Source organism: Weissella sp. LMG 11983, assembly GCF_025908495.1.
GTDB classification, from domain to species: domain Bacteria; phylum Bacillota; class Bacilli; order Lactobacillales; family Lactobacillaceae; genus Weissella; species Weissella fermenti.
Genome location: NZ_JAOZFD010000002.1, coordinates 38,466 through 54,856 on the forward strand (window position 1 = coordinate 38,466; position 16,391 = coordinate 54,856).

The window sequence follows — 16,391 nt, forward strand, 5'->3', positions numbered from 1 at the left end:
GCAGAGGATGAGAAATATGGCAGAGATGATTAGGATTGATACGGAGGTCTTGGATAATACTGGCGAGGCAGTGCCGTTGTATGTCTATCAGACGATTAGTTTGCTAGGCGAAAAAGTAGCGATTACAGATGGTGGTTACTTTATTGAGGATTTACTCCATGCAAAGGGACAAAGCCAGTTATCAGAGGCTGATATTAAGCGAATAAAGCAACTATTGAAGGGAACACCGATGACACTAGACACACGCAGTCAGGTGTTGAAATTAAAATGTTCCGTAAAACAGGCGGATGCCAATATCGCACTAGCAACAAAGATGTTGGAACGCTTACAGAAGGAAACCAATTGAATTATTTTTGTAAACCAATGTCGAATAACATTGGTTTTTTTCTTGAAGATGTAATGAATTTGTTAAGATGCTTTGCTATACTAATTAAACGTTAGGGAAAACATAAACAGTATATGATTGAATTGAAGATTTAAGGGGAATTAATATCCATGGAATTGAAGAAGCACTACAAGATGTATAAGTCAGGTAAGCAATTTGTTGTCGCAGCAGTTGCTGCAGTAGCCGCTGGTGTTATGTTCGCCGGTAACCAATCAGCATCAGCTGATTCATGGCAAGCAAAGTCAGTTGACCAAGTTGCTGCTGAATTGCAACAAGCTGGCAACGTTTCAAACTACACAATCCAAAACGGTGATACTGTGTGGGCTTTGGCGACAGCATTGAACATGTCAGTTGAAGACTTTTCAGCACAATACGGCATTGCTAACCCAGATTTGATTGTCGCTGGTCATGCTGTTAACGGACAATTCGTTGTTGTTCCTGCTTCATCTGAAGTAACTGCTAACTCTGACGCTGCAGCCGCTGCATCACAAGCAGCTGAACAATCAGCCGCAGCCGCTTCATCAGCTGCCGCATCACAAGCAGCTGCCGATTTAGCATATGCAGCCTCAGTTGCTGCAGCTCAAGAGGCGCAAGCACAATCAGCCGCAGCTGCTTCAGTAGCCGCTGCTCAAGATGCACAAGCACAAACGACTGCTGTTTCATCAGAAGCAACGCAATCAGTTGCTCCTGCAGCTACTGAGCAACAAGCGCCAGCTGCAACGACTAACACGCCAGCACCAACGGCTCCATCAGCACCAGTTGCCACTGGTTCATACGCTGATGCTGTCAACCGCATGAACGCTATCCGTCAAGCTGCTGGTTTGTCACCTGTAACGTTTGATGCAGGTTTGGCATCAACTGCCCAAATGCGTGCTAACCAAATGGCTGGCTCAGTTGATGGTTCACACTGGTCACAATCATACGGTCCTGAAGTTGTTGCTATCCAATTCGGATCAGGCGCAGCTGCTATCGACGCTTGGTACAACGAGACCAACATGATGGCTGCTCCAGCACACCGTAACTGGATTTTGAACTCACAAATCTCACGTGTTGGATTTGGATACGATGCTGCAACTGGAACGTTCGTTGGTATCGCAGGTTAATCATTAATAATAACTAGAGGTCGCAAGGGAATTTATCCTTTGCGACCTCTTTTTGTAGTACCGCTAAAATAAAAAGTCATCCACGCAAATGCATGAATGACTTCTAAAATGCGATTATGCCCAATCTCCATTGCGGAAGACCGGAACGACTTGACCATCGTAAGTAATACCATCAATGTCCATATCAGCTGATCCCATCATGAAATCAACGTGAACAAGTGAATCGTTTTGTCCCTTAGCCTTGCGGGCCTCGACGTCCATTTGTGTACCCCCTTTCAAATTGAATGGGTAAGCAGCACCAAGGGCCAAGTGGTCTGACGCGTTCTCATCAATTAGCGTGTTGTAGAAAACAATGCCTGATTGTGAGATAGGTGATGGGTCTGGCACCAATGAAACTTCACCAAGTGATGAAGCGCCTTCGTCCGTCTTGATTAATTGTTGCAACACGGCTTCACCAGTTGAGGCGTGGGCTTCAACAACGTGACCGTTCTCAAACGTCAACTTGATATCGTTAATCAACACACCAGCGTATGACAAAGGCTTCGTTGACGTAACCGTACCATGAATGTTGCGGTAGTCAGGGGCAGTGAAGACTTCTTCAGTCGGCATGTTGGCAACGAACATATTACCAGCCTTGTCGATTAAATCAGCCGCTTCCCACAAGTGGTCCTCAGCTAAACCAACCGTCAAATCAGTTACAGCTGACTTGTAGTGGAGCTCCTTGAAGTTCAAGTCGTTCAACCATTGTGCCTTTTCCTTCAACTTGTTAACGTGGGCCATCCAGTCGGCGATAACATCGTTTTCAACACCGACACGCGTAATCTTAAAGATTTCCTCCCACAAACGGTCAGTTGCAGCTTCACCTGACAATTCAGGGAAGACCTTTTCAGCCCAAGCTTGACCTGAAGCAGCGACAACCAACCATGAAACGTCGTTGTTCATCGTGGCCTTGCGAACAGCTTGGTTAGCGCGTTGGTAGGCTTGTTGATAAGCAGACACGCGTTCGCCATCAACTGAACCAAGACCATCTGGATCAGCTGAAATCAATGAAATACGTGTCGTGTGCTTGCCCATCAATTCTTCGGCACGAACTGAAACCCATGTAGGAATGTTCGTTAGAGAATCCTCACTAGCATGCTTCAAGAATTCACGTTGAATGTGAATGTCTTGCCATTCAATCATGACGTTGTTTGCGCCACGGGCATAGGCTGAGTCAACAATTTTGTGCACCAATGGTACCTGCTCAACATCAGCGTAGATAACAATGTCTTGGCCCTTTTGAACATTAACACCAACTGAAGTAATCAAGTCAGCGTACTTTTGTGACAGAACGTCAAAATTTGCGAGAGTCATAAGAATTCCCCGTTTCTATTATTAAGATATTCTCATTTTACACTAAAAAACCGTTTTGCATAGCTGTTTAGGAGATTTGTTCATAATTTATCCGCTTTCTTATCGTATGATTATCGTAGTGAAAGTGATTGGGAGAGAGGTCATGGGGACACAGAGTTTAGCGAAACGAATTAATGAGATTCGGGCCGAGAAAAATATTACAATCGATGAAATTGAAGCAGCTGGCGTGTCACGTTCGCAGTACTATCGGTTTATCCGTGGTGAGGCGTCCCTAACAGCGGTGGAGTTATGGCATATTGAGACGCTATTTTCGATTTCATTTTCTGAATTGATGGATGGCGTTGCTGAAAAACCGTATCAACTCAATATTGGTGAATTGGCGAAAATGGCGGATGCCGACTTAATTCGTGAGCGCGAGCGGGTGGTAGCAACGTATGATGAACAACGTTTTCCGTTGGGGATGCAAGTGATGCATGTCATCAACATTATTTTGGCGCGTCGCCAAGGGGACGACTACGCTGATGATGTTAAGGCTTTATACAATGATTTTCGTAAGTTAAAATCATTTTCGCTGTTTGAAATGCGTGTGACATCACTAATCGGAATCGATTTGACACCCAAACGTTTCTTAATTTTGTATCAGAAGTTTATTGAGAGTGTTCAAGTATTTCGTGACTATATGCCACGTAGCTTGTTCGAAACCAGCTTGATGATTCATATGACCGCGATTCAGTTATTGATTATTAAGCCGCGCATACCGAAAGTTGCGAATGTGTGGTTAATCTTAACGGCAATCAAAAACCATCCTGTTCAGGATTCTAATGTCGAGCTGTTAGTACTAAAGCGATATGCCTATTTGATTGCAACATTTTTGAAGACGAATTCGATGGTTACTGAGGCAATGATGGCCACGTTTTTGTTGGCCGCCCGACAAATGGGTGTGGAGACATTGCAAATGAATTTTGTGAGCATTTCACTAACGGATGCTTGGCGCAAAATTCAGGATAAAATTAGCCAACTACACGCACAATCATTGAGTCCGGTTGATGACATTATGTATGATCAATTGTCGTTTAAGCCGATTAGCCAGACATTTGGCGAGCTGATGCACCAAACAGTGCGTGATAAGGGCATTTCGATTAACCGGTTAACGGCGTTAGGCTTCTCGAAGTCAAAAATGTATCGGTTGTACGATGATTCACAATCGCTAATGGTGAATGATATGCTCGATTTAATGCGCATCGGGGGATTGGAAACGGGTGACTTGGATCCGTTGCTCACGATGTTGCCAGATAAGGGGTTGGACGTCCGCTATAATTTGTACGGGGTGCAACAACATATGCTGGTTGAAACGGCCGAAGAATTACGGCAGAAGTACGAACAGTCAGGCCATATTCGCGACTTAGAAGGTGCGTTTGAACTGGAAACGATTGTTCGATTCCAGCACGACACAACCTGGATTGCTTCCGAGGATGCTAAGGTGCATGCCAAAGACGTTGCGAATTTGCTACGACGCATTGATGAATGGCATGAAAATGAGTATCGCTTGGTTAAAATTGGCTTGATGGACGTGACTGAACCAGAGGAGTTAAGCGAGTGGCTGCGTCGTATTCGACATGACGGGAACGCAGCTAACCACACGCGTGTTTATACTGATCGTTTGATTGACGCAGTGGAATTTGCCATATTCAGAGCACTGTTTGAGGGGGACTGGGCACGTGTTAAAACGCTGGTCACCAACGCAATTGATGCGAATCCGAAGCGTGAAGAATCAAGTCGTTACATGGCTTGGCGCTGGCGTATGGCATCGTACGAAATTTACCGTCGTTTGTCTGAAAATCCAGTGGATGCCATCCGTGAACTGTATGCCTACTATACAAACTATGAAGTGTTGTTGGGACCCAATACTCTGGTAGATCGCTACATCAGTTTGTTTGATAATTTGTGGCGTCAGTACCGCTAAGCTAATGCCAAGTGTTATCGCTTGCAATTAATGCGTACTTTTAATAACTTGGTAGTAGAGAATTGAATGCGTCACCAATTTGGCGCGAAAAAAGTAAATCATTAAAAGTTACGTCGGCACAATTTTCGTCTTCGCGATAAGATGGAACAGTACCATAATGTAACCCCTATGGTATACGTGAGATTGGTTTGTGGCGACTTCGTAATGGAGTCGCCTTTTCTTATGGCCTGCTTCCCGGATAACGGATTTTTTGAATAAGCAAAATATTTCCGTTAATCCAAATTGGTAAAAATATTAGACTAAAATTGTTCAGTACATTAAGGAAATGAGAGACAGAGATCATGGAATGGCTACTACCGAAGAAAGATCAAGAACGTTTGTCATTGCACCGTTACCTCAACGCACAAGAAAGTAACGCGGTGCTAATTAAGGATATTATGGCCGATTTAGGTTGGTCGAGATACATGGTATTGCAAAACGTGGAAACGTTGCGCATCGATTGCCAGCAGATAGGGGACGGCAATGTACCATACTTGACCTTGGTGGATTCTAACCGGGCTTTACAGATTGAGCAGCTACAGACGATTAGCGATACTGCCTTAATGGGTTACTATATCCGAAACTCACTGCGTTTCGATGTGTTGATGGATATCTTTTTTGAAGTGGCACAGTCAAATGAAACAATTGCTTTCCGTCACTCATCAAGTACAACGGTTGCCCGTGTGACAAAAGTGGAAGTGAATGATGAATTAGACAAGTATGATATTCACATCTCTAATGACTATCAACTAGTTGGTGATGAGCGAAACATTCGTATTCTCTTGTTCGAGATGCTTTACACGGCTTATGCTGACCAACCCTCGCCATTCCCAGATGACATTCGGGCACTGGCAGCTAAGGTGGAGCACTTGGTCGAAGAACATACACCAATGCGTGCGACGGTGAAGCGCGCTTTCCGTATTTTCTTCGGTATCTGGATGACTCGCATTCGCAATGGTCATGTGATTGCACCGAGCGAACCGGATATATTCAAGCCAACTGAAGATTTGACGGCCAATGCCAAGATGATTGTTGGCAAACTACAAGAGGCATTGCAGTCGGCATACATGGTAAATGAACCGTGGTGTGAGAGTGAATTGCGCTTTGGACTAGGATCAATGTATTCGCTTGGTCTCGGTTTTGGGACGTACCGCATTGATAATTTAGCACCAGGAGCGGCGCAAACTTTTGACAACATTTATCAAGATATTGCGACAATCTACGAAGAGTTCTTTGGCTTGTCGATGACTGAAGCGGAACTAGCTATGATTCGTAAATCATTGTTCGCATTGAACCTGCGCTTGCTATACTTCCGCATGACTGGTATTTCAACGCAAACACGTAAACAGTTCTCAGAACGTGTGTACCCAATTCATGCTGAATTTACCCGTCGAGTACTTGAAAAAATCGCACCGTACTTTGACATGCCACACGACAAAATAATCAACGCCCTTTACAATGAGTACCTAAACACCTTTGTAGTGGCCTTGGATGTGAGCGAAATTTTGCCGGTTGTGACGGTAACAGTTGATTTGATTGATATGCCGTCATTGGAGCGTGTCCTACGTGAACATATTATGGATTGGCATGCTGTTAATCTAAACTTTACGAAGTACTTTACCAACGATACTGATTTGTATGTTTCAAATATTAAATTATCTGATCGGGTGCCGGGATTTGTCTGGCGTGCAATTCCAGACCAAGTTGCGGTGCAAGCGTTGCTCGATAAACTAATTGAAATTACGACCACACGTTTTTACCAACTAACGGGTAATGCAGCAACTCAAAAGAATCATTAGCCAAAAAGACCAAACGTTTGCGCGTTTGGTCTTTTTCTGTGGATGACAAGTGCCTATCGTGACCAGAGTTAGTTATAGTCGAGGTAACCAACTAAGGAGGGTATCAAGATGGAAATGGTATTAGAGAAAACGGCGGACGAAACACCAAAGCGACCAACGAAACGCTGGGTTATCACGAAAGCATTTACGGATCAAAACGCGTTGAATCCGGCTAATGAAGCGATTAGACATTTTGCAACTGAATTAGGATTTCATTGTTTGGATTGCCCAGAAGAGCTCTTGGATTGGCCAGATGCATTGACAATTCAAGCGGGGGACGTGGTGTATTTGGCGTATCCGACTTTCTATTTATCGATTGAGACCGATGGGAAGTATGAAGTCGACATTATCGAAGCATTGCATATGCGTGGTGCACGAGTGGTGTTGCTTGTTGGTGACAGTTTGATACTGCGAGAGAAAGTTTCCTGCAGCCAAGGCGAGTTAAAATCATTGAACAGTGCGGATGTATTAATCGTGCCGAATAATAAAATGCGGGATCAATTTATCAATATGGGGGTCACGACGCCGATGCTGCATCAAGGGCTATATCCGATAAAGCCAACGCATGACATGCCTTCACGTGCAACATTTAACCGTGATAAGGTGTTTTACACAGGGAATTTGAATAAAGGACCGTTCTTGAAAACGATTCAGCAAGACGCAGTGTCGTTGGAAGTGTTTGGCCCAAATGTTTCTGAAGAAATCATCATGAATCAAAGTCTGAAATATCATGGGTCATTTTCACACGCTGACTTAACCGAGAAATTGATTACTGAAACGGGATTTGGTTTGATTTGGGATGGTGGCAATTTGCCGATCTTGTCACGAGTCGGGCGGTATACGCAGTATAACTACCCATACAAGGCATCATTTTATCTGAGTTTGGGGATGCCGCTGATTGCATGGCGTGGTTCTGCTGTTGCGGATGTGATTAGCCAATATCGCTGTGGCATTGTGTTGAACAGAATAGATGAATTGGGGCCAACCATTCAGGCTTTGACTGAACAGCAGGTGGATCGCATGGTTGAAAACGCACGCAACTTAGGTGAAGAATTGCGCACCGGCCGTCACTTTATGCGTGTGATGGCTCATGCGGAATTGTTTGAAACGGAGGAATAACCAAGATGGTACCAGCCTTACAAGTGAATTCTGAAATTGGCCGTTTACGAACAGTACTATTAAAACGACCTGGTGACGAACTGGAAAACATCACGCCGGCATCGATGGGTGAGTTGTTATTTGATGACATACCGTATTTAAAAATTGCCCAAGCTGAGCACGACGCGTTTGCGGCAACCTTGCGTGAACAAGGTGTGGAAACGCTGTATATCGAGCAGCTGGTTGCCGATGTGTTGGCAGATGCACATATCAGATCACAATTCACGGCTCAGTTCATTACAGAACACGGCTATCAGCCTGACACACCAACGTTCGCGGATTTGATGGGGTATTTGCGCGGGTTTAGTGTGTCTGATCTGGTTGCAAAATTGTATGCTGGTGTGCGTATCGATGAATTCGACAATCGTTTAGAACAGCCAGTCCAGACGCCGTTTCTTATGCAACCATTACCAAATGCCTACTTCACCCGTGACCCACAATCGGTGATTGGCAATGGATTAACGATTAATCGAATGACTTATCCGGTCCGTCAGGTGGAATCACTGTTGACGGAATTGGTGATGACTTATCATCCGAGATTTGCCGGGCATGTGAACATCTGGCGGTCACGGGAAGTCGAGACCTGCCTAGAGGGTGGGGATGTGCTGATTTTGAATGAGCACACGTTGGCAGTTGGTTTATCTGAACGGACGGAACAAGCTGCGGTGTCAGAATTAGCAGAAACGTTATTCAAATCAGTCGATAGTCAAATTGATACAGTGTTGATGATACAAATTCCACATAGCCACGCTACGATGCATTTGGATACAGTGTTCACGATGGTGAATAATAATCAATTCACGATGTATCCAGGAGTATTAGCTGGTGGCAAGGAAATTGAGATGGTATTGGCACGAAGAAAGTCATCGGGGGAAGTTGTCCTTGGTCGTCGGACAGACTTAATTGCTACATTGCGCGAAGTTACTGGAGAAGTTGATTTAGATTTGATTTTGACCGGCGCCGGTGACCCAGTGCATGCTTCCCGCGAACAATGGAACGATGGGTCAAACACCTTAACAATCGCACCAGGTGAGGTTATCACGTATGATCGCAATCACGTCAGCAACAACCTGCTGCGAGAACACGGTATCATTGTGCATGAAGTCCGGTCGAGTGAACTATCACGCGGACGTGGCGGACCACGTTGCATGACCCAACCAATTTGGCGTGATTAACTCACCAAAAATTTTTAAGCGGTTAAAAAGCAAGCGTATTTTTAATGAAAGCGCTTTAAAAGTTAGTCGTTTAACCAGTTAATTTTCTGTCCGATATTCGATATACTCAAATTGTAGGAATGAAGAGTTTCATGAATTTTGGGAGGGTGAATGATGCTTCAGACATTTATGCAAAACTGGTTGGCTTTGCCAGAGAACGACATTATCGCAGAAAAGTCGTTCGTGAATAAGGCACGCGCATATGGCGTCGATTTCAATGAAAAGTACGTTGCAATCGTAGTCGAAGGTGAAAAACAACAATTACCTGATGAACGACTGGCATTTGAATTGGATTATTTGCGTCGGGTTTACGTGGTTCATGCAGGGGAAGTCGATGATTTCTTGCCACGACTGCCGAAGCGCGCACTAGCTGGGGTGGGAATGGCGCACCATGACATTTACGAAAGTGTGAAAGAGGGTATTTTCGCACTGGCCATGACGCATCCGATGGTTGATGAAATGCGAACGCAGTACTATGAGCATATGATGGATTTGGCCATCATTATCGATGCGGGGGTGACTTACCCGGAAACCGAGCAGCTCATTCATGATTATTTGGATGATGAAGTGATGCTGACGTTGTGGTTGTATGCGACGTTTGGTCAGTCAATGTGCGCTTTGAGTGACGCGCTCCACGTCCACCGACGTACGATTCAGTATCGTCTTGATAAAATCACAACAGTAACCGGTTTAAATCCACGTGTAACCTCGGAAGCATGTACGTTGTTGCTGGCGTACGTTCGTCGTCGTACGTCAGTGATTGTACCAGCGTTGATTGAACAATTATCACGCGTCATGATGCAGGGCGAACGCCGTCAAATTGTGAACAGCTAGGTTTGCACCGGTGTGGTACAATAATTTGAGTGAATAAAAAGAAAGTAGATGTCTTCATGGTCGAAATGGTTAAGGACTTGTTGGTCAAGTTCCGCTCTCAAATTTTGTACTTATTCTTTGGTGTTTTAACGACCGTTGTCAATATTGTCGTTTACGCATTGTTGCGTATGACGGACATGCCAGTGCAGGTATCATACTGGTTGGCTTGGTTCATTACGGTGTTGGTGGCTTATCTAACGAACCGCAAGTGGGTCTTTAAAAGTCAAGCTAGCACGCCCCGCGAGTACTTTGATGAAATCGTCAAGTTCTATGTGGCCCGTTTGGCAACTGGTGTTATCGGATCTGGCATTATGTGGATTGGGGTTAGCTGGTTGCACCAAAACGACATGCTTTGGAATATTATTCAAAACGTGTTCGTGATTGTATCGAACTATGTTTTGAGTAAGCTGGTTATTTTCAAAGCCAAGCAAGAATTCGAAAACTAAACAAAAAACGGCGACTCCGATGTATTTCGGAGTCGCCGTTTTGCTTTTACTTTGTCTTTAAGGCGTTTTCAATCACATTGTGGGCACGGCTGATTTCAGCCTCGTCCATAATTTGGTATGACACGCCGTCAATCATCGTACCTGTACCAACCATTTGGTCTGACTTAACGTTGTTACCAGCCTCACGGTAATTTTGAGCCAAGTTCTTAATTGAAGTCAGTGAAACGTCAGTACGAACGTTATCAGCAACTGCGCCGAGGAACTTGTCCGACATCACTGTTGTTGGGTTTGATTGCAACTTGTCCATGACAGCCTTAATCACCAATTGTTGACGCTCTTGGCGACCGTAATCACCACGTGGGTCGTCGTAACGCATACGTGAGAAGGCGAGGGCCTCTGTACCGTCGACATGGTAGCTTTGACCTTCGACAAAGTTATATCCTTCATAGCTAAATGTCAAAGGTGACTTAACTGTGACACCGTCAACCGCATTAACTAATTGCTTCATACCCTTCATGTTAACCAACAGGTAACCATCCAACTTAATGTCGAGCAATTGTTCAACTTCTTCCATGGCAGAATCTGCTGATCCGTATGCATAAGCAGCATTCAATTTCGCGTTTTGACCATTCAATGAAATTAATGTATCACGTTGGAGTGACATCATGGTTGATGACTTCGTTGATGGGTTAACGACCATCACCATCATGGTGTCGGTGCGCCCCTTATAATCACGGCCAAGCGCACCAGTGTCTGTACCAAGCAATAGGTAAGCGACTGGCTTCTTAGCACCTGTCTTCTTATCTGATGTTTTTGAAATTTGCTCGTTGTTTGAGTAAATCTTAGACGTTGTGTTGTGAATCTTGTAGGCTGCAACACCACCGATGACGACGATACCAGCCAGCGAAATTCCTAATATCCAAAGTAATACTTTTTTCATATTGTCAATTCTCCCTTAAATGTCAATCAATGATTATTATAGGGGAGATTTATGCGTGATACACCATTAATCTATGAACAATAATTGACGGCAGATGAAAAATATGAGTTTTTTAGGCGTAAAAACCTGTTTTACTGGTAACTGACGCAATAGTTGCGTATACTTTTTATTAACTAAGGCTTTTTAAATTTTTAGAAAATAAACAGAATTGCAAGGAGCCATACAAACTGATACATTATAGGGAGTATGGATTATCGGACAAACTAGGTATGGGGGCTGTCCGCATTTGAGAGGAATATTAAATGGGTATTAAGAAGACAATGGCAGTTGTTGTTGCTGGAACAGCTGCAGTTGCTGGTGGTGCAGCCATTTCAAAGCCGCTAGATGTAACGGCAGCAACGTCATCACAAGTGCAACAGTTTATTAATAATAACCGCGCTGATGTTATCAATGTCACGAACAAGTATGGGTTGTACGGTTCTGTTCAAATGGCACAGGCGGCGTTGGAGAGTTCTTGGGGATTGAGTACGCTAAGTACACAAGCCAACAACTACTTCGGTATTAAGCAAACAAACACGAGTAACCCGACTTACTGGGCTGACACGTTGGAATGGTCAAACGGTCAGTGGATTACGATTAAGGCGCCGTTTGTGAAGTACGCCTCACGTTACGATTCATTGGAAGCCAATGCCAAGTTGTTGCGCAACGGTTTGACATGGGATAGTAATTACTATTCAGGTACTTGGAAGTCAAAGGCCAAGACATATGCTGATGCGGCCAACTCATTGACGGGTAAGTACGCCACTGATCCATCATATGGCTCAAAGTTGATTAACCTCATCAAGACGTACAACTTGACGGAATTGGATAAGCCAGTAAAGACAGGTTACCTGCAAGACTCCGATGGCCAGTGGTACTGGTTCGAGTCAGGTGCGAAGTACACGGGTTTCCGTTTCTACATGGGAACGTACTACTACTTCATTAACGGTGTCCGTCAAGAAAATCAATGGGTTTCACAATGGGGCTTGCAATACTACGTTGGTAACGATGGCCGTGCTGTTGAAGGCGTTCGCTTTATCGACGGTGTGCCATATGACTTTGGTACAAATGGTACCTTTAATTTAAAGGGTAAGGCTTCAGGTTATTTGTACGACGGATCACCAGCTAACGGCGGTTACCGTTGGTATGAGAAGGGTTCGTTGTACACGGGATTCCGTTACTACATGGGCACGTACTACTGGTTCGTTGACGGGGTTCGTCAAAACGAAGGTTGGCGTGAAGCATGGGGCTACAAGTACTGGACTAACAAGGAAGGCCGCGCCGTCCAAGGTTGGCAAACAATCAACGGACAACGTTACTACTTCGGTAACGATGGTACGTACTACTTGCGTTAATTTAATCATCTAAAAATTATGTGCACACCATAGACTGTCTATGGTGTGCGCTTTTTATTTGTCTGCGATTCTGATACAGTGGCGAAGGGTTATTTTAAATAATGACAGTTTGTCAGTGAATGTAGGGGAGAAAGAGACAATGGGGATGATAAAGTGGGGCGTTTGTATAGCGGTGTGTGCTGCCATTGGTGCAGCTGGACTATGGCTGGCAACGCGTAATGTGCCGGATAGCTATGTGGCGACACGACAGATGTATATTGGTAATAAACAAACAACTGGAGATATTGGTCGATTTAACGCGGATAGCTTGCTGATTAAGTCGTATCTAAAAGCAGCGAAGGATTCGAAAATTGTTGATGAAGTGCAAGGGCGCCTAGCGAAACGTGGGGCACATCTATCACGACAACAATTGCGTGAAATGGTGACGTTTGAACAAGATTTAAATACGTTGATTGTGGATTTGTCAGCAAAAGCAGAAACAGCGGAGTTAGCAGCAAGTTTAACAAACACGTATGTTGAGGTTTTTGCGGAAGTTGCACCAACGTTGATGGCGGACATGCCACAACCAGAATTGTTGTCAGCCACGCGACCATCTGAAGCTGAAAATGTGGCGCTGTATGAGACAAAGAAAGTTCTGGTATATGGTGGCACGATCGGTGCAGCGTTCGGGGCGTTGTTCATGTTCTGGCGTCGCGTACTACGTGAAACCTGCCAACAACGTCGGACTAGAACCTCACGTGTGCAGGGCTAGTCTATGGCATTTTGGTTGTTTTTTGTAATTCTGTTTCCCAAAACGCATTCTTATTGGTGGCTAGATGTTTTTACACAGTTACCGATGATTGTGTTTGGTAGTTATGTGTTTGTTCAGGCGATTAAAGGGCGGTGGCAAGAAATTGTGCCGAGTAATCGTGCGTTGATGATTGGCGTGGCAGTTTTCCTTATTCAAGCAGTTAGAGTGTTAATTTCATACAATGAGGTTGGTATTGATACAACGACAGCGGGCATGATTCACGGATTAATTGGACTAGTGGAGTTGTTGATTGTTGTTTGGCTGGCGTGGGCAACGGTGCAGTTGAGTGGACAAAGTTTTATGCCGATTGTCCGTGGTGCATATGCCGCTTTTTGGACTTACTTCATTATGGTGCTGATACCACAATTCTGGGTGATGATTGGTCGAACGGAGACGATTGGCTACGTGAATGGACTGGCGCACCTGTTTGAACGTCATTGGATTGGCCGTGATGATTTCTATCAAGCCGGTAGTTATGTCACGACTCAAATGAGACTAAATGGGTTTGAACCGGAAGCCCCGTTTCTAGCTATTTTGATTGGCGTGGTGTTTCTACCTATCTTTATGATGGGAGTTAGACAATCATTGATCATCTGGCGACGACCGGGTGTGACGAACACGTTGCTTTTATGGGTGACGTTGATTAATGCGTGGCTAGTGCTGTTGGCTGCTAAAACTACGACGGGGATGTTGTTAGTGTTTGTGAGTGTTTTGTTGATGCTAGTCACTGGTTTGGGGATGCAACGAGTGACGTTACTGATTATTGTAGTTTCAGGATTCGGTATTGGATATGGGTTATATCAATTCGTACCAGGTGTCCACGAAATGTTTACGAGATTTTTATTTGCAAAACATGGTACCGAAAATCGACTTGGAGGTACGCTTGGTCTATTGAAAACCGTTATGCAACATCCTTTGTTTGGTGTCGGTTACGGATTTGAGTCACCATATATAGTAGAAAACGTACCGAGTTGGTCGAAAGCAAATCTTGAATACCAAAATGTCTATGCAGTTTACGGCTATCCAATCCTATCTGGATTTCTGGGTTGGTTTGCACGGTTTGGGCTAGTTCTGGTCTTGCCGATGCTGTATGTTGTTGTTCACCGATTTAAAGTTGCTTGGCAAAACCAAAATTCTGCTAGTTGGGCATACATGTATTTCGTGGTGCTGGCGATAGTGACGTCGATGTTTACGTTCTCTGTGTTTGCGTGGCCGATAATGATGGCTTGGTTTATGTGTTTGAAAAGTAAATGATGATAAAGAGCATTGCGTGTACTAGGCCCCGTCAAGTTGACGGTGGAAATAATATAAAATTTAACTAGGCGCTCGCACCGCCGTAAATGGCCATATTCCGGAATTCTTCCGGGGTATGGCCATTTATAGTTTCCGAACGTCGAATCAAGTTGAAGTAATCAATTCCTGCTTTGATTGCCTTAACTGCTTCCTTGAATGTGAAACTGTGTTGCTTATCCCACCATTCGACTTTGAAGTCATTCCAAAACTTCTCCATGATGGCGTTGTCGTATGGTGTTCCCGGGCGAGACATACTGCGATGAGCGTTGTGTCGCCTTAGATAGTTTTTGAAAGCACCAGAAGTATACGCTGCGCCACGATCTGAATGCACTAAAACATGTCGTGGATGCCCGCTAATTCGATATGCGCGCTGAAAAGTTTGGACAGCTGCAGCTGAAGTTTCTGTTTCGCTTACGTTAAATGAAAGAACGTACGTACCGTATAAATCAATCACGGCTGAAAGTTTAAGTGTGTGTTCTAGGTTTGCGCCGTAGCGCAATTCAGTCATATCAGTTGCCCACTTCTGATTAGGCGCTAAGGCAGTAAAGTCCTGATTCATCACGTTATCAGTGATGTACATTTCATTTGTCTTAATATGGTTGTGCTTCTTCTCTCGGATATCCGCACGGATACCGGCGATATGCATCAAACGACGAACGCGTTTGTGGTTGATACGTTGAGAAATTTCTTCATCAAGATTGATGTACATCGTCATTCGCTTTACCCCGAGGTTGTGCTTATGAGCTTCATCAAGGCCTCTGATTTTCTCCATCACGAGTTGGTTTAGTTGATCATTCGCCGTTTCAGACCGCCTAAGCCACTTATAATACGCTTGCTTAGATACTTCGGCGGCCTCGGCTAATTGATAAATAGGATATGCCGCTGGATTTTCCTCATGAAGTGCATGCATTGCTTCGTACAACAGCACGTTAGCGACCCGGTTTACAGTTACCTGCCTTTGCTTAGAATCTCTTGTAATTTTTTTGCTAGGTCTAACTTCATCTGTTGGGCCTTTAACTCAGCCTTTAGACGCTTATTCTCAAGAACGAGCTTATCCATTTCTGATAACTCGTCTGCTGTCTTCTTTCGACCACGGCCATCACGCAACGCTTCGAATCCACCAGCTTCAACCTTCAATACCCATGAGCGGACTTGTTGGTAGCTTACTTTAAACTCCTCTGAACTATGGGTGAAGTTGCGGTCGTGTTCGATTGCGTATGTTGCGATTTCAACTCGCTCTTCGAATGTTGTCTTGCGTGATGCCATGGTAACTCTCCTTGTACCTGCGCCTGAAGAACGCAGTTCTTGATTCCCATTATACTTTGAAACCCAATCAGATATTTGACTATCACTACGTAGTTTGAATCGTCGTGTCAATTCTCGTAATGTTCCTTCACCAGACAAGTAAGCTTGCACAACTTTACGCTTAAATTCCTTAGAATATTTTTGATTATCTTGTAATTCGCTAAGCCCCTCCATACCGAAATTAGCGTATAACCGCAACCAGTTATGCAATGCATTCAGCCCGACATTATTCGATAAAGCGAAGGCTCTCATAGATAAAGAAGACTTGCTCTTATGATGAGATTCCGGACTAGTTTT

The 16,391-nt window shown here is 44.4% G+C and carries 15 protein-coding genes; 11 read left to right on the forward strand and 4 right to left on the reverse strand.

Going from position 1 to position 16,391, the window contains the following annotated elements; translation table 11 throughout:
• The first annotated feature begins 16 nt into the window (after window positions 1–16).
• Together OIT45_RS09735 and OIT45_RS09740 are read left to right on the forward strand one after the other, a co-directional pair.
• Window positions 17–346: a hypothetical protein gene (locus OIT45_RS09735; protein WP_135798056.1), complete on the forward strand. Its 330-nt coding sequence runs from the start codon at window positions 17–19 to the stop codon at window positions 344–346.
• A 149-nt stretch (window positions 347–495) separates the two neighbouring features.
• On the forward strand, window positions 496–1,488 hold the full coding sequence (locus OIT45_RS09740) for a CAP domain-containing protein (RefSeq protein WP_264340043.1): 993 nt from the start codon (window positions 496–498) through the stop codon (window positions 1,486–1,488).
• Between the two features lie 114 nt (window positions 1,489–1,602).
• Here the strand turns inward: OIT45_RS09740 and OIT45_RS09745 are convergent, their stop codons facing one another.
• Window positions 1,603–2,841 (reverse strand): aminopeptidase, encoded by a 1,239-nt coding sequence (locus OIT45_RS09745; protein ID WP_264330146.1) that lies wholly within the window; start codon window positions 2,839–2,841, stop codon window positions 1,603–1,605.
• Between the two features lie 142 nt (window positions 2,842–2,983).
• Between OIT45_RS09745 and OIT45_RS09750 the strand changes: the two genes are divergently transcribed.
• From OIT45_RS09750 to OIT45_RS09775, 6 genes are all read left to right on the forward strand, one after another.
• A complete protein-coding gene (locus OIT45_RS09750; RefSeq protein WP_199403647.1) occupies window positions 2,984–4,804 on the forward strand; it encodes a helix-turn-helix domain-containing protein in 1,821 nt (606 codons plus the stop codon).
• Window positions 4,805–5,145: 341 nt separating this feature from the next.
• The gene (locus OIT45_RS09755) at window positions 5,146–6,642 is read left to right on the forward strand and encodes a helix-turn-helix domain-containing protein (protein WP_264330147.1); all 1,497 of its coding nucleotides are present in this window, start codon (window positions 5,146–5,148) and stop codon (window positions 6,640–6,642) included.
• A 108-nt stretch (window positions 6,643–6,750) separates the two neighbouring features.
• On the forward strand, window positions 6,751–7,800 hold the full coding sequence (locus OIT45_RS09760) for a hypothetical protein (RefSeq protein WP_199403646.1): 1,050 nt from the start codon (window positions 6,751–6,753) through the stop codon (window positions 7,798–7,800).
• Between the two features lie 5 nt (window positions 7,801–7,805).
• Window positions 7,806–9,014, forward strand: coding sequence for an arginine deiminase (locus OIT45_RS09765; protein WP_199403645.1), 1,209 nt, complete (start codon window positions 7,806–7,808; stop codon window positions 9,012–9,014).
• 150 nt (window positions 9,015–9,164) lie between these two features.
• Window positions 9,165–9,887 carry a PucR family transcriptional regulator gene (locus OIT45_RS09770; RefSeq protein ID WP_242458239.1) on the forward strand — a complete coding sequence of 241 codons (723 nt, stop codon included), beginning with the start codon at window positions 9,165–9,167 and terminating at the stop codon, window positions 9,885–9,887.
• 56 nt (window positions 9,888–9,943) lie between these two features.
• Window positions 9,944–10,372, forward strand: coding sequence for a GtrA family protein (locus OIT45_RS09775; protein WP_199403644.1), 429 nt, complete (start codon window positions 9,944–9,946; stop codon window positions 10,370–10,372).
• A 46-nt stretch (window positions 10,373–10,418) separates the two neighbouring features.
• On the opposite strand, the gene OIT45_RS09780 is transcribed toward OIT45_RS09775, so the two are convergent.
• Window positions 10,419–11,312 (reverse strand): LCP family protein, encoded by an 894-nt coding sequence (locus tag OIT45_RS09780; RefSeq protein WP_199403643.1) that lies wholly within the window; start codon window positions 11,310–11,312, stop codon window positions 10,419–10,421.
• A 302-nt stretch (window positions 11,313–11,614) separates the two neighbouring features.
• Here OIT45_RS09780 and OIT45_RS09785 point away from each other — a divergent pair, with 302 nt between their 5' ends.
• The 3 genes from OIT45_RS09785 (at window position 11,615) to OIT45_RS09795 (ending at window position 14,750) form a co-directional block, all read left to right on the forward strand.
• Complete coding sequence (locus tag OIT45_RS09785; RefSeq protein ID WP_199403642.1) at window positions 11,615–12,706, forward strand: glucosaminidase domain-containing protein; 1,092 nt, start codon at window positions 11,615–11,617, stop codon at window positions 12,704–12,706.
• Window positions 12,707–12,845: 139 nt separating this feature from the next.
• The gene (locus tag OIT45_RS09790; RefSeq protein WP_199403641.1) at window positions 12,846–13,457 is read left to right on the forward strand and encodes a hypothetical protein; all 612 of its coding nucleotides are present in this window, start codon (window positions 12,846–12,848) and stop codon (window positions 13,455–13,457) included.
• Between the two features lie 3 nt (window positions 13,458–13,460).
• Complete coding sequence (locus OIT45_RS09795; protein ID WP_199403640.1) at window positions 13,461–14,750, forward strand: O-antigen ligase family protein; 1,290 nt, start codon at window positions 13,461–13,463, stop codon at window positions 14,748–14,750.
• A 64-nt stretch (window positions 14,751–14,814) separates the two neighbouring features.
• Here OIT45_RS09795 and OIT45_RS09800 read toward each other — a convergent pair whose 3' ends face one another.
• Window positions 14,815–15,717 carry an IS3 family transposase gene (locus OIT45_RS09800; RefSeq protein ID WP_264330023.1) on the reverse strand — a complete coding sequence of 301 codons (903 nt, stop codon included), beginning with the start codon at window positions 15,715–15,717 and terminating at the stop codon, window positions 14,815–14,817.
• 20 nt (window positions 15,718–15,737) lie between these two features.
• Window positions 15,738–16,304, reverse strand: a complete 567-nt coding sequence (locus OIT45_RS09805) for a transposase (RefSeq protein ID WP_264340044.1) — start codon at window positions 16,302–16,304, stop codon at window positions 15,738–15,740.
• Between the last annotated feature and the right edge of the window lie 87 nt (window positions 16,305–16,391).

Coding starts and splice junctions, on each gene's coding strand:
- OIT45_RS09735 (WP_135798056.1), top strand. CDS start 17: ATGGCAGAGATGATTAGGATTGATACGGAGGTCTTGGATAATACTGGC.
- OIT45_RS09740 (WP_264340043.1), top strand. CDS start 496: ATGGAATTGAAGAAGCACTACAAGATGTATAAGTCAGGTAAGCAATTT.
- OIT45_RS09745 (WP_264330146.1), bottom strand. CDS start 2,841: ATGACTCTCGCAAATTTTGACGTTCTGTCACAAAAGTACGCTGACTTG.
- OIT45_RS09750 (WP_199403647.1), top strand. CDS start 2,984: ATGGGGACACAGAGTTTAGCGAAACGAATTAATGAGATTCGGGCCGAG.
- OIT45_RS09755 (WP_264330147.1), top strand. CDS start 5,146: ATGGAATGGCTACTACCGAAGAAAGATCAAGAACGTTTGTCATTGCAC.
- OIT45_RS09760 (WP_199403646.1), top strand. CDS start 6,751: ATGGAAATGGTATTAGAGAAAACGGCGGACGAAACACCAAAGCGACCA.
- OIT45_RS09765 (WP_199403645.1), top strand. CDS start 7,806: ATGGTACCAGCCTTACAAGTGAATTCTGAAATTGGCCGTTTACGAACA.
- OIT45_RS09770 (WP_242458239.1), top strand. CDS start 9,165: ATGATGCTTCAGACATTTATGCAAAACTGGTTGGCTTTGCCAGAGAAC.
- OIT45_RS09775 (WP_199403644.1), top strand. CDS start 9,944: ATGGTCGAAATGGTTAAGGACTTGTTGGTCAAGTTCCGCTCTCAAATT.
- OIT45_RS09780 (WP_199403643.1), bottom strand. CDS start 11,312: ATGAAAAAAGTATTACTTTGGATATTAGGAATTTCGCTGGCTGGTATC.
- OIT45_RS09785 (WP_199403642.1), top strand. CDS start 11,615: ATGGGTATTAAGAAGACAATGGCAGTTGTTGTTGCTGGAACAGCTGCA.
- OIT45_RS09790 (WP_199403641.1), top strand. CDS start 12,846: ATGGGGATGATAAAGTGGGGCGTTTGTATAGCGGTGTGTGCTGCCATT.
- OIT45_RS09795 (WP_199403640.1), top strand. CDS start 13,461: ATGGCATTTTGGTTGTTTTTTGTAATTCTGTTTCCCAAAACGCATTCT.